The organism is Microvirga puerhi, assembly GCF_020089865.1.
In the GTDB taxonomy this organism is placed as follows: domain Bacteria; phylum Pseudomonadota; class Alphaproteobacteria; order Rhizobiales; family Beijerinckiaceae; genus Microvirga; species Microvirga puerhi.
Genome location: NZ_JAIRBM010000001.1, coordinates 418,867 through 432,484, shown reverse-complemented (window position 1 = coordinate 432,484; position 13,618 = coordinate 418,867). Strand labels below are relative to the sequence as shown.

The 13,618-nt window shown below is 61.0% G+C and carries 13 protein-coding genes; 1 reads left to right on the top strand and 12 read right to left on the bottom strand.

All coding sequences use genetic code 11. The features are described from left to right. Positions 1 to 3: 3 nt before the first annotated feature. Positions 4 to 216 carry a hypothetical protein gene (locus K9B37_RS02060; RefSeq protein ID WP_224311114.1) on the top strand — a complete coding sequence of 71 codons (213 nt, stop codon included), beginning with the start codon at positions 4 to 6 and terminating at the stop codon, positions 214 to 216. Here the strand turns inward: K9B37_RS02060 and K9B37_RS02055 are convergent, their stop codons facing one another. The 12 genes from K9B37_RS02055 to K9B37_RS02000 all read right to left on the bottom strand — a co-directional run bounded on the left by K9B37_RS02055 (position 217) and on the right by K9B37_RS02000 (position 13,482). Further along, positions 217 to 1,860, bottom strand: coding sequence for a Na/Pi cotransporter family protein (locus K9B37_RS02055; RefSeq protein WP_224311113.1), 1,644 nt, complete (start codon positions 1,858 to 1,860; stop codon positions 217 to 219). A gap of 175 nt (positions 1,861 to 2,035) precedes the next feature. Then, a complete protein-coding gene (locus K9B37_RS02050) occupies positions 2,036 to 2,668 on the bottom strand; it encodes a MarC family protein (protein WP_224311112.1) in 633 nt (210 codons plus the stop codon). Positions 2,669 to 2,853: 185 nt separating this feature from the next. Then, entirely contained in the window at positions 2,854 to 4,389 is a 1,536-nt protein-coding gene (locus K9B37_RS02045) for a 3-hydroxyacyl-CoA dehydrogenase (RefSeq protein WP_224311111.1), read from the bottom strand. Positions 4,390 to 4,391: 2 nt separating this feature from the next. Then, complete coding sequence (locus tag K9B37_RS02040; RefSeq protein WP_224311110.1) at positions 4,392 to 5,159, bottom strand: enoyl-CoA hydratase-related protein; 768 nt, start codon at positions 5,157 to 5,159, stop codon at positions 4,392 to 4,394. A 17-nt stretch (positions 5,160 to 5,176) separates the two neighbouring features. Continuing rightward, entirely contained in the window at positions 5,177 to 5,620 is a 444-nt protein-coding gene (locus K9B37_RS02035) for a RidA family protein (RefSeq protein ID WP_224311109.1), read from the bottom strand. Beyond that, entirely contained in the window at positions 5,617 to 6,066 is a 450-nt protein-coding gene (locus K9B37_RS02030; protein WP_224311108.1) for an acyl-CoA thioesterase, read from the bottom strand. The genes K9B37_RS02035 and K9B37_RS02030 overlap by 4 nt, the downstream gene beginning before the upstream one ends. 28 nt (positions 6,067 to 6,094) lie before the next feature. Continuing rightward, positions 6,095 to 7,306: an acyl-CoA dehydrogenase family protein gene (locus K9B37_RS02025; protein WP_224311107.1), complete on the bottom strand. Its 1,212-nt coding sequence runs from the start codon at positions 7,304 to 7,306 to the stop codon at positions 6,095 to 6,097. 1 nt (position 7,307) lies between these two features. Then, positions 7,308 to 8,144, bottom strand: coding sequence for an enoyl-CoA hydratase family protein (locus K9B37_RS02020; protein WP_224311106.1), 837 nt, complete (start codon positions 8,142 to 8,144; stop codon positions 7,308 to 7,310). Next, on the bottom strand, positions 8,144 to 8,650 hold the full coding sequence (locus K9B37_RS02015; protein WP_224311105.1) for a MarR family winged helix-turn-helix transcriptional regulator: 507 nt from the start codon (positions 8,648 to 8,650) through the stop codon (positions 8,144 to 8,146). Before K9B37_RS02015 ends, K9B37_RS02020 begins: the two co-directional genes overlap by 1 nt. Before the next feature lies 1 nt (position 8,651). Further along, a complete protein-coding gene (locus K9B37_RS02010) occupies positions 8,652 to 9,419 on the bottom strand; it encodes an SDR family NAD(P)-dependent oxidoreductase (RefSeq protein ID WP_224311104.1) in 768 nt (255 codons plus the stop codon). A 1-nt stretch (position 9,420) separates the two neighbouring features. Continuing rightward, on the bottom strand, positions 9,421 to 11,775 hold the full coding sequence (locus tag K9B37_RS02005) for a bifunctional salicylyl-CoA 5-hydroxylase/oxidoreductase (RefSeq protein WP_224311103.1): 2,355 nt from the start codon (positions 11,773 to 11,775) through the stop codon (positions 9,421 to 9,423). Between the two features lie 54 nt (positions 11,776 to 11,829). Continuing rightward, on the bottom strand, positions 11,830 to 13,482 hold the full coding sequence (locus K9B37_RS02000; RefSeq protein WP_224311102.1) for a benzoate-CoA ligase family protein: 1,653 nt from the start codon (positions 13,480 to 13,482) through the stop codon (positions 11,830 to 11,832). Between the last annotated feature and the right edge of the window lie 136 nt (positions 13,483 to 13,618).

Sequence of the window (13,618 nt, the reverse complement as noted above, 5' to 3'; positions counted from 1 at the left end):
GCCATGAGATACGAGGACGTGCGTCGCTTGCGCGGCGTCGAGGGCGTTTGGTTTCGCCTGAAGCTGTGGTGGAAGCCTGCAACGACATGTCTGCAGGCTCCGCTGATTTCCAACTTCAGCCACCTTTCCGATCACGAAAGACGCGATATCGGCCTGCCAGAGCAGGTCCGGTATGCGAACTGGCATGAACTCAAGGAGCGCGGCGGCTTGTCCTGATCAGGATGTCAGGCGGCTTGGCTTCAGGTCGCCGGTCTGCTCAAGGAGAGAATGCGCGGTTGCCGCAATATGCGCCTCGATGCGCTTCAGATCCCGGACGATATCCAGCTGGAGCGCCGAGGTGTCACCGACGACCTTTCCTGAGCGAAGCTGTTCGAAATGCCGTTGCGTAATCGCTCTTTCCAGATCGCGAAAACCTTCCTTCTCGGCCACCAGGCGGCGGGCAGATCCGATGTCCTGGAACATCAGAACGGAGGCCGCGAGCTGGAGATGCTCCAGCAGCTTCGCGTGCATATTGTCGATGTCGGCGAGGCTATCCTTCGGCAGGCGCAGATGATTCTTGATCCGCTTGGCCGCGAGTTCCATCAGATTCTTGTCGATGATGTCGCCCACATGCTCCAAATTGATCGCGAAGGCCAGGATATCGGATAGGCGCTTGGCCTCCTCGTCGCTGAGGGCCTCGTGGTTGATGGAGCTCAGATAGCGGCGTACCGCGCTGTAGAGACGATCGACTACGTCGTCCGTGCGGCTGATCGCATCGACGCGAGACACGTCACCTTCATGGAAAAGGTCCTGGGATCCGCGCAGCATCGTCTCGACGATATCGGCCATCCGCAGCACTTCCCGCGCCGCATTTGACAGCGCCACCGACGGCGTATCGAGAGCGTCGCTATCAAGATATTGCGGGACACTCGGATCCGACGCTCGAACCTTCTCCGGGAAGAACCGGAGCAGCAGGGTTGCGATCCAGGGCAACGGCAGAATGAAGATCGCCGCCAGCACGACATTGAAAAGCGTATGAAAATTCGCCGCCAACCGCGATGGGTTGGGGTCGAACATGTTCATATAGGTCAGGAGCGGGTCGATCAGCGGCAGAGCCACCGCGCAACCGATCACTCGCATCGCTAGATTACCGAACGGAACGCGGAGCTTCACGGGGTCGCCGCCTGTCCCCTCCAGCAATGGGTTGAGGGAGCTGCCGAGATTGGCGCCCAGTACCATAGCCAACGCCGAATGCGAATCGATGACCCCGGCGGATGCGAGAGACATGATGAAGAGGATCGCGGCGACGCTCGAATGGGCGGCCCAAGCGAGTGCCGCAGCGAGGAGGACGAGGATCAATGGGTCTGGCGCGATAGATGCCAGCAGGCTCTTGAGCACCACAGAGGATTCGATCGGCCGAATCGTCTCGGTCAGCAGATGGAGCGACAACAGCATCAGCCCGAGACCGATGACGACGCGGCCCAGATCCCGAGCACGGCTCGATGAACCGCGGCGGAAGCCGATATATCCGCCGAAGATCAAAACCGGGAAGATGAGGCTGATGTCGAAGGACAGAACCTGAACGATGAGGGTCGTACCGACATTCGCTCCGAGCATCACTGCGAGCGCCGGCACGAGGTCAACTGCCCCACCGGCCGTGAACGACGCGACCATCAGAGCCGTCGCCGTGCTGCTCTGAAGCACCGTCGTGACGCCGAGTCCCGCAAGGAAGGCGTGAAGGCGCGTTTTCAGCCCGACACCCAGGATCCACCGCAAATCACTGCCGAACGCGCGCTGCACCCCGCTGTTGACCATGTTGATCCCCCATAGAAGGAGGGCGATCTCTCCCAGGAGATGAATCAGGACGGCAGTCGCGGACATTCATTCCTCACGGTTGCGGCAGAATCCAAACGTTCTGCATAGTCCGCTTACGCCGCAGCCGCAATCAGGTTGCCGGCTAATAATGAAAACTTGTTCCAAAATCCGGGGAGAAATCGCGCAGCTCAAGCCTTGCTGGCCGGAGAGCGGTCTTGGTGCTCCGGAGAACCGGAGCCGCTCAGATTGGCGGGAGATTGAGCCACTGTGCTAGCGCCGAAACGATGAGATTGACCGACAAAGCGGCCAGGATGACCCCCATGACCCGACGAAGCACATTCGTCCCGCCGCGGCCGATGAACTTGCCGATCACATCGCCGAGCATGAAAATTGTCAGAAGCAGGGCCAGAACCACACCGAGCACGGCGAAGGTGGTCATCTGCTCTGCAATGGTGAAGCGGTTGTTATCCGTCAGGATGATGATGGACAGCATGGCGCCCGGCCCGGCAATGATCGGTGTGCTCAGAGGATAGACTGCCACGTTGAGCGGGTTGGCGGATAGCGATGTGGCGCTGGTCGTAGCCGGCGGCTCGGAGAGCACCATCGAGATAGAAAACAGGAGGAGAATGAGCCCGCCTGCGATCTGGAAGGACATCAACGAAATTCCCATCGCGTGCAGGAGATATTGGCCTGCAATTCCAAAGAAAATCAGGATGGAGAAGGCAAATCCGACAGCCATCATCGCGGCGCGACGTCGTTCGCGTCCGTTGAGCTCCGCCGTCGCACCCAGAAAAAGCGGAAGGTGACTGATCGGGTCAAGCATCGCCCAGAGCGTAAAAAACTGGTTCAGCAGAAGGTTTTGGTCTTCAAGCATGAGAGGGGGCTCACATCGGAATGCAGCCGAGAATCGCAAGCATCTCTCAGTTGCCATTGGAGAAGCCGCTGTGACAGGAAAGGATGCCTTACGCAATGCGACTTCCGGCGGGCGACTACGGCACCGCCGGTACAGGCGGAAGACCCACCTGAGCGAGGAACCTGCTGTCCGTTCCCCGCGATCCGCTAGGTACGGCGCTCCGGTGCAGTCAAGGGAAGGCCTAACATGGCGCGACGCCTGAGCCATGGCGAAGCACGGTAGCGCGGATCGCCATAGAAAGCATGGCACGCATCAAGGACGGCGAGGATCCTGGCAGGGCCGAGTTCGTCGCCGAAGCGCAGGGAGCCTCGTGGATATCCAAGTCCCATTTCCGTAGAGACATTGATGTCTTCAGGGGAAGCGATGCGCTGTTGGGCGATTTCGGCAGCTACATTCACCATCGAGGCAATGATCCGCTGCGCGATGAAGCCTGGGCTGTCGTGAATGACCGTGACGGCCGTGCCGTCCGCCGCCAGAAGACCATGCGTCGCCTCCAAAACGTCCGGAGCCGTCGCCGGCGTATGCATCAGGGTCCTACGACGATCGAGATCGAACAGGCAGTCGATAGCGACGCAGCGAGTCGGATCGAGGTTCTCCGCGAGCGCCGAGGTCGTAGCATCCGTTCCTAAGGGCGTCAGAATGGCAACGGCATCGGGAGACGGCTTTATACCCGTTTCGATTTTCGCACCCGCCTTCTCAAGGCGGAGCCGGAGAGCTGAAGCCTCTGTGGGAAAACGACTGGAAATCCAAACGGGACGCGAGAAGTCGGCTGGCGGAGGCTTAGGTTCCGGCGCCTTCTCAGCCTTGCCGTTGACGTAGCGATAGAAGCCCTGCCCTGCCTTACGCCCCAGCAGTCCGGCGGCAAGCCGTTGGGCCGTCGTGACGACCGGACGGTGCCGCGGCTCCTCATAGTATTGGTGGTAAATCGACTCCATGACCGGATGCGAGACATCGAGGCCGGTCAGGTCGAGGAGCTCGAAAGGTCCCAGGCGAAAACCGGCGGCTTCCGTCATGACACGGTCGACGTCGGCAAAGTCAGCGATGCCTTCGGAGACGATGCGAAGCGCTTCCGTTCCAAAGGCACGGCCCGCGTGATTGACGAGGAAACCGGGCGTATCGAGCGCGCGAACAGGCTTGTGCCCGATCCGGTGCACGAGCACGGTCAAAGCCGTCAGTACGGCTTCCTCGGTCCTGGCACCGCCGATGACCTCTACCAGACGCATCAGTGGGACGGGGTTGAAGAAATGCAGTCCTGCAATCCTCTCGGGAAGGCGTGCTTTCGCGGCAATCCCGGCGATCGACAGGGACGACGTATTGCTGGCGATAATGCATGTCTCGCTCACGGCGCCTTCAAGGCCAGCGATAACCTCGTGCTTGATATCCAGTCGTTCTGCGACAGCCTCGACCACTACGTGGCAGGCTGCGAGATCTTGATAGAGTTCCCCTTTCCGGATCAGACCAACGGCCTTCGCCGCCTCGTCCTCGGAAATCGTCCCTTTCTCCGCCTTGCGGCGGATCATGTCGGCACAGAATGTCAGGGCCTCAGCGACGGCCTCCGGTCGTGCATCGGCGAGAACGACCCGAACTCCTGCCTCCGCTGCGACCTGCGCGATTCCCCGTCCCATGATCCCGGCGCCGACAATGCCCAGCGTCAGGTCGGAGCGCGACAGATCGAACATCATAGTCAGCGGCCTGTGAAAGACGGAGCACGCTTCTCAAGAAAGGCAGCCATGCCTTCCTTCTGATCGGCGGTTCCGAACATGAGCTGGAAAGTGTTGCGCTCGAGCAGCAGGGCCGCTTCGAGCGGAAGGTCGCTGCCTTGCAGAACCAACTCTTTGATCTTGCGAGCGGCGAGTTGCGGCATGGCAGCAATTTGGCGGGCCAGGGCAAGTGCACGATCGAGCACCTCCCCATCCGGCACAACCTCGCTGACCAGTCCCATGGCCTCCGCCTCACGTGCAGCGATGGGCTCGCCCGTCAGCAGGATCTTCATCGCCTTGAACTTACCCACCGCCCGGACCAAGCGCTGCGTGCCCCCGGCTCCGGGGATGATTCCGACCTTGATCTCAGGTTGTCCGAACCGAGCTCCCTCGCCCGCGATGATGATATCGGCGTGCATGGCGAGTTCGCATCCGCCACCAAGGGCATAGCCGTTCACAGCGGCGATCAGAGGCTTGGGAAAATCTTTGAGAGGGGCCCATGTTCGTTCCCCGGCGCGAAGCATCATATCGACCGGCTCTGCGGTTGCCATCGCCTTGATGTCGGCGCCGGCCGCGAAGACCTTGTCGGTTCCCGCCAGGACCGCGCAGTGTACCGTTTCATCCTGTGCGATCTCGATGAAGATCTCCGCCAGCCGCTCACGCACGGCGGCGTTGAGCGCGTTTCGGGCCTCGGGGCGGTCGATGCGAATGCAGGCGACCTGGCCCGGGAGCCGTTCCAATTTGACGTCCACTGACTTCCCCCTATCGCCTACGCACTCTTCGGCACGACCGCAGTCGCCTCGATTTCGACCAGAGCTTCCTTCTCGACCAGACGGACGACCTGGACCAGGGCCATGGCGGGATAATGGGTGCCCAAGACCTCCCGATAAGCTCTCCCCAACTCGCGTAGCTGCGCAAGATAGTCGTCGATATCGACCACATACCAGGTCAGACGCAGAATGTGTTCCGGACCCGCTCCGCCTTCAGCCAGAATGGCCATGATGTTCGCAAGGGTTTGACGCGCCTGCGCCACGAATCCCTTCGGAAAAACACCGCTCTCGTCCCATCCGACGATACCACCCGTGACGAGAATCCTGCCCTCGGCCATCATGCCATTCGAATATCCTTTGGGCTGCGGCCAGTTCTTCGGATGCAAGACCTCCACGCCGTCCGGAGGGGTAGATCGCGACTTGGTGCTGATTGCTGATGTCATTGGCAGATCTTCCAATAGCGTTCCAACGCCGCGCGCAAATCGTCAGGCAGCGGGACGGAGCGATGGGTTTCGAGGGATGTGGTTACCATCACGAAGCGCGCGGTGAGGATCGGCTCCTCGGCTCGGGTCGCATGGATATGGAAAGTGAGCGACGATCGTCCGATTCGATCCACCAGGACCGTGCAATCGAGGCAGTCGCCCATGAAACCTGGCTTAACGAACTCGGCACCGGCGCTGGCGAAACCGAGCCCGGTGCGCCTTGGCCCGATCATCTCGTGATAGTCGATGCCGAGGCCCTGGCAAAACCAGTCCTCGACGACGCCGTTGAGCAGGTCGAAATAGCGCGCGAAATAGACGATTCCGGCAGGGTCGCAGTGTGAAAATCGGACAGGCACCCGCGTTTGCCAAGCACTGCGTGCGACCAAGGTGTCTGAGGCATCCGCCATGCTGGTATCGTTTATTGGAGCCATTCCGTCACGCCGTAGCTCGGTGCGTTGCGGATCCGGCATGTTGCCGGGCTGCGAACAACTTCAGCATCTCGCGGGCGATGATGATCTTTTGGACCTCGGTCGCTCCCTCATAGATGCGGAGTGCGCGGATATCGCGATAAAGCTCCTCGACCTTCATACCCTTTCGAACGCCGGCGCCTCCGAAAATCTGCACGGCCTTGTCGATGACGTTCTGGGCGGATTCCGTCGCATGAAGCTTGGCGAGCGCCGCTTCACGCGTCACGCGGGGTGCTCCTTGGTCCTTGGTCCACGCGGCGCGATAGACGGCGAGCGCCGAGGTATCGACGAGAGTTGCCATATCAGCGAGGGTTGCTTGCGTCATCTGCAGATCGGCCAAGGGAGCTCCGAAGAGCCGTCGTGACGCCGAATGGGTCAGAGCTTCGTCCATCGCGCGCCGCGCAAATCCAAGTGCTGCGGCGCCGACTGTCGATCGGAAGACGTCGAGTGTTCCCATAGCGACCTTGAAGCCCTCGCCCGGTCCGCCGATGCGGTGACTGAGCGGAATACGACATCCTTCGAAATGCAGGGTGGCAAGCGGATGCGGAGCGATGACCTCAATACGCTCCTGGATCGTCAGTCCAGGTGTTCCGGCATCCACCATATAGGCGGAAAGCCCCTTCGCGCCCGGCCCCTCTCCAGATCGCGCGAAGACGACGTAATGATCGGCGATCCCACCGTTCGAGATCCACGTCTTGATGCCGTCGATGCGAACATGGCCTGTTCCGTCCGGCGTAGCGGTGGTGCTCATCGCAGCCACATCCGATCCGGCCTCCGGCTCGGAAAGGGCGAACGCGGCAATCGCTTCCCCACGCGCGACACGCGGAAGATAGAGGCCCTTCAGCGCATCGGATCCGAACAGGGTGACAGCCCCGGTGCCAAGTCCCTGCATGGCAAACGCGAAATCCGCAAGACCGTCCCGATAAGCCAGGATCTCACGAGCGAGGCAGAGGAGGCGCACGTCGAAGGTCGGAGTCATGCCGCCGTAGTCATGTGGAACGACGGCCTTGAGCCATCCGTCCTCGCCCAGCCGCTGCACGAGTGCACGGCACGAGCCGTCGACATCGTCATGGTCGATGACCTCGTCGAGGGCGGTGTCCGCCCATTCGCTTAAAGCATGAGCGAAGCGCCGGTGATGCTCCTCGAAGAAGGGCCAGGACAGGAAGCTTTGATCGATCATCTCAATCTCCCTGAAAGACGGGCTTTTCCTTGGCCGCAAAGGCCCGATAAGCGCGAGCGAAATCCTCCGTCGTCATGCAGAGCGCTTGAGCGACGGCCTCGGCTTCGATCGCTTCTTCGACCGACATGGCCCATTCCATGGCCAGCATGCGCTTGGTCATCGTATTGGCATAGGTCGGGCCGCTTCCGATGGCCTGCGCGAGCTTGCTCGCTTCATCCAGCAGGCTTTCAGCGGCAACCAGACGACTGAAGAAGCCCCACCTCTCTCCCTCCTCCGCGCTCATGAAGCGGCCCGTGTAAAGGAGTTCCGAAGCACGCCCCTGCCCGATGATCCTCGGCAGGATGGCACAGGCCCCCATGTCGCAGCCGGCGAGACCGACCTTGTTGAAAAGGAACGCAACTTTGGCGTCAGGCGTCGAAAGACGCAGATCCGACGCCATGGCAACGATTGCACCTGCGCCTGCGCAGATGCCGTCAACGGCCGCGATCACCGGTTGCGGTGCGGCTCGCATGGCTTTGACGAGTTCCCCCGTCATGCGCGTAAAGGCCGTCAGGCCTTTTGTGTCCATTTCCACCAGCGGGCCGATGATTTCGAAGACATCCCCGCCGGAGGAGAAGTTCCCGCCAGCCCCCACGACGACGATCGCCTTCACGGCGTCGTCCTTGGCGCAGGCATGGAAAAAATCGGTGAGCTCCCGATAGCTTTCGAATGTCAGCGGATTCTTTTTCTCCGGGCGGTTGAGAGTCACCGTTGCAACGGGGCCACGAACAGACAGGAGGAAATGACGCGGTGAATACTCAGCCAATGGCAGCGTAATCGGGTTGGCAAAGTGGGTCATCAGGCTTCTCCCGATACAGCTCGGCGCGCGGAAAGTTTCGTCTTGGCGAGGAGGCGCATGAGGTCACGCTGCTCCTTCTCGGTCAGGTCACCGAAAAGCTCTGCGATCCAGCTCTCATGCTCGGCGGCCATCGTCCTGAACTCGGCCTGTCCGGCCTCAGTCAATCGGATGATCTGCGCCCGCCGGTCGAGCTCCGATACCCGACGCTCCAGATGGCCGGATGCAACGAGCCGCTCCACGAGGCCCGTCAGATTGCCATTGGACACCATCATGCGCTTGGACAAGTCCGACAGCGTCATCCCGTCAGGCGCCTTGTCGAGCTGCGCCATCAGATCGAAACGCGGCAGGGTGACATCGAAGCGCTCGCGCAGGCGCCTGCGCACCTCGCCCTCGATGAGATTGGAACAGGTCAGCAGGCGCAGCCAGAGACGCAGCTCGTCGCGGTGGTCCTCCGGCATCTCCACGGCCTTGGTCTCAGCATCGAGAGGGATCGCGTGATCGCTCATCTCAGATCTCTCCCCCCGCTACGGCGATGGCCTGTCCTGTGACGGCCGAAGCTCCGCGGCCGCACAGCCAAAGCACTGTGTCGGCAACCTCCTGCGGCGCCACGAGCCGCCCCTGCGGGTTGTGTTTCACGAACTCTTTCAGAGCTTCTTCACGGCTCCGACCGGTCTTGTCGACGATCCGATCCAGGCTTTTGGAGACGAGATCCGTGTCCGTATAGCCCGGACAGACAGCATTGATCGTGACCCCGGTCTGCGCGGTTTCCAGCGCCAACGCGCGGACCAGTCCGATGACTGCATGCTTTGCGGCACAGTACGCGGTGACGTAAGGATAACCCTTCAAGCTGGCCGTCGAGGCAACGGCCACGATGCGCCCAAATCCTCGATCGACCATAGGCTTGAGAACGGCTTGGGCTGCATTGGCGACACCTAGCAGATTGACATCCAGCATTTGCCGGAAAATGTCGGGACCAGTCTTCAGAAATGGCGCCGAGGCGGCCGCTCCGGCATTGGCAATCAGGAGATCGATCGGGCCGCTCCCCGCAGCCGCTTCCTCCACAGCCTTTCGAACAGCTTCCGCGTCGGCGACGTCCGCGACAGCGGCCCGATGAGCTTCTCCCTGATCGATGAGTTTTTCCAGGGCCTCACGGTTACGCCCGAGCACGGTGACCGTTGCACCGGCACCGGCAAGGGCTTCGGCGATGGCACGGCCGATTCCGCGCGTCCCTCCCGTAACGAGGGCATGCTGACCCTGGAACTGCAATCCGCTCATGTCATTCTGCGGCGAGAGACGCTTCTCCCGCCTCCATTTTCAACTCGGCCCGTGTCTTCGGCCTGGCCTTCAGCTTGAGATCCTCGAAGTCCTGCCGATCGCGAACAGAGTTTCGGAAAGCCTGCTCTTTACCCGCGAGATATTGCGGCGGGCAATGGATATTGCCTGCGCCGTACCAGGCGGCAGCCTTCATGGTGAAGAAGGGATCCACGAGATGTGGACGGCCGAGCGCCACGAGGTCGGCGCGACCGGCAGCCAGAATCGTGTTGACCTGATCAGGCGTGGTGATGTTGCCGACGCACATCGTTGCAACCAGCGCCTCGTTGCGAACCTGATCGGAGAACGGCGTCTGGAACATGCGGCCATAGATCGGCCGCGCCTCGCTCACGGTCTGCCCGGTGGAGACATCCATCAGATCGACCCCGTGCTCTCCGAAGGCGCGTGCGACTTCGACGGCATCGTCGCCGCTAACGCCGCCCTCGGCCCAATCCGTCGCGGAGATGCGCACGGACATTGGCTTATGGGCCGGCCAGACTTCCCGCATGGCGTCGAAGACTTCTAGCGGGAAGCGCAGCCGGTTGTCCAGAGAACCGCCGTATTCGTCGGTGCGCCTGTTCGTCAGCGGAGAGATGAAGCTCGCCAGCAGATAACCGTGGGCGCAGTGGAGTTCGAGCATGTCGAACCCGGCCCGCGCACCCCGCTCGGCGGCGGACACGAATTGTGTCTTGACCTCATCCATCTCAGCGCGGCTGATCTCGCGCGGCACCTGGCTGTCCGGAAAATACGGGATGGCCGAGGCTGAGCAGATATCCCACGCGCCCGTCTCGAGAGGCCGGTCGATCCCCTCCCACATCAGTTTCGTGGCCCCTTTACGGCCTGCATGCCCGAGCTGCAGACAGATCTTGGTTGCGGAATGCCCATGCACGAAATCGACGATCCGCTTCCAGGCTCTCTCCTGCTCATCGTTCCACAGGCCCGTGCAGCCCAGGGTGATCCGGGCTTCCGGGGAGACGCAGGTCATCTCCGTAAAGATGAGGCCGGCACCGCCTGTTGCGCGGGAACCGTAATGGACGAGGTGCCAGTCGCCGGGGACGCCATCCACGGCCGAATACATGTCCATCGGAGAGACGACGACCCTGTTTGCCACGGTCATGTCGCGCAGGCGCAACGGCTGGAACATCGGCGCCGCCGGTTCGTCGACGGAGACATCGAACCCGGCCTTGCGGACCTGTCGTGCAAACATCCGGTCGACATCGGCGACGAAGTCGGGAGCACGCAGACGCAGGTTGTCGTAGGTGATGGCCTTGGAACGCGTCATCACCCCGAACGAGAACTGGACGGGATCGAAATCCCAGAACCGGGCGACATGCTCGAACCAGACGAGGGACACATCGGCCGCGTGCTGGGTTTTCTCCACTTCCTCGCGTCGCCCCGTCTCATAGACGGCAAGCGCACCATCAACGATCTGGTCGCGAAGCAGCGCCTCATAAAGAGCGATGGCATCTTCCATCGCGAGCTTGGTCCCGGAGCCGATCGAGAAATGCGCCGTCGCCTTGGCATCGCCGAGCAACACCATGTTGCCGCGCACCCAGCGCTTGTTGCGGATCATCGGGAAGTTCCGCCAAATCGAGCGGTTCGTGAGGATCCTGTGACCGCCCAGGAACCAGCCGAAGATCTCTTCCATCAAAGCGGCCGCCTCGGCCTCACTTTTCTGGCCCAAACCTGCGCGCTCGAATGTCTCGGGATCAGTCTCGAAGACCCAGGTCGAGCGGTTTGCCTCATACTGGTACGCATGGGCGATAAAGGGGCCCCACTCGGTTTCTTGGAAGATGAATGTGAAGGCGTCGAGCGGCTTCGTCGATCCCATCCAGGCGAACTTGTTCGGGCGCAGATCCACCTCGGGCTGGAAGTAATCGACAAAGCGCTCCCGGAAGCGGCTGTTGATGCCGTCGGCGACGACCACCAGATCGGCGTCCGCGAAGGTGCGCTCGTCATCTATCTCAGCTTGGTAGTGGATGGTCACGCCAAGCTCCGCCGCCCGATCCTGGAGGATCAGCAGCAGGGTACGGCGGGAGCAACCGCAGAATCCGTTTCCGCCGACACGATGGATGGTTCCCTTGAAATGGATGGCAATGTCGTCCCAGTAAGCGAATTCCCGCGTGATCCGCTCATAGCTTGGCCGATCGTATTTCTCGAAATTGTCCAGAGTCGCATCGGAGAACACGACGCCGAAGCCGAACGTGTCGTCAGCCCGATTGCGTTCGTAGACCGCGACGTCCGCATGCGGCCATTGCTTCTTCATCAGGATCGCGAAGTACAGCCCCGCTGGACCGCCGCCGACGATTGCCACCTTCATGGAACCATATCCCAAACCAATTCGAATTTATTTTAAGCTTAAAATAAATAGTGATCAAGCCACGGATGCTTGACCACCGGATTCCCTAGCCGTTTCCGCCATTTGGCGGAGAGCGAAGCGCTGAAGCTTGCCCGTCTGCGTCTTCGGCAGAGCTTCGACGTAATCGATTGCGCGCGGGTACTTATAGGGTGCGATCTCGGCCTTTACGTGCTCCTGGAGGACCTTGGTGAGCTCTGCGCCCGGAGCGAACCCATCCCGTAGGACGACGTAGGCTTTGACGATCATGCCGCGACCATCGTCCGGCGCGCCCACGACGCCACACTCGGCGACCGCAGGATGCGTCAGGAGCGCCGCCTCGACCTCCGGACCCGCGATATTGTAGCCGGAGGATACGATCATGTCGTCGGATCGGGCTTGGTACCAGAAGTAACCGTCCTCATCCAGGAGGTAAGTATCACCGCTGATGTTCCAGCCGTTCTGAACGTACTTCCGCTGCCGGTCATCGGCGAGATAACGACAGCCGGTCGGGCCTCGAACCGCGAGCCGTCCGATCGCCCCCGGTGGAAGATCGCGCCCTGCATCGTCGACGATCTTCGCTTCATAGCCCGGAACGGGTTTCCCCGTTGCGCCAGGAAGGATGTCGTCCTCCTTGGCGGCAATGAAAATATGAAGCATCTCCGTGGCGCCGATTCCGTCCATTAAGCTGATGCCGGTCGCGGCCTTCCAGGCTTTGAATGTGTCCTTCGGAAGAGGCTCGCCCGCAGAAACACATTTCCGAAGGCTCGAGACGTCGTGATCCTTCAGCTTGGAGAGCATTGCCCGGTAGGCGGTGGGCGCCGTGAAGCAGATCGTCACGCGATATTGTGCAATCGCCGGCAATAGATCATCCGGCCCGGCCTTCTCCAAAAGTACCGTCGAAGCGCCGATCCGCATCGGAAACAGGACGATGCCGCCGAGCCCGAATGTGAAGGCAAGTGGCGGTGAGCCGATGAAGCGATCTGTCTGATCAGCGCGCAGGACGTTAGCGGCATAAGCATCGCAAACGGCCAGCATGTCGCGGTGGAAATGCATCGTGCCCTTCGGCTCGCCGGTCGTGCCGGACGTAAATCCGATGAGACAAACGTCATCGGCTGCGGTATCGACGGCCTTGAACTCAGGCGAGGCATCGACGAGCATTGCTTCCAGGCTATCCGCCGATCCATCTCCCCAGTAGACGACATGCGCGAGCCCAGGCGCCATTGCGTGAGCTTTCTCCATCTCGTCCTTGAGACGATGATCACAAAAAGCGATCGTGATCTTGGCCTTGTTGATCGGATAGGCGATCTCCCTGGCGCGCAGGAGCGGCATGGTCGCAACGACCACGCCGCCAGCTTTCAGGACAGCCAGATAAAGCGCGACCATCATCGGATTGTTGGCAGAGCGCAGGAGAACGCGATTTCCCGTCACGAAGCCGAGCTTATCGACCAACACGTTGCAGATACGGTTCACCCGCTCCTGAAGGGCGCGGTAGGTCAGAGTCTCGCTTGGGCTGAGAATACAGATTTCGTCGCCCCTGCCCTCTTCCACCCAACGGTCTAGAAACGCCGCCGCGCAATTGAGGCGCTCCGGATACTGCAGCTCCGGCCGGTCATGGAGAAAGACCGGCCACTGATCCTGTGGTGGAAGGTTGTCCTTTGCGAAAGTATCGACGTGTGCCGTGTAAGCCATCGTCCGTTCCTCTGTCCGATCGATGCGGACGGGCGTCGTTCGTTGCGCCCGATTCTGCGGAACAATCCGCTTGAAGAAATCTGAAAATTATTTAAAGCTTCAAATAATGCTTGGCAATCCCGATCTGCATTGAGGG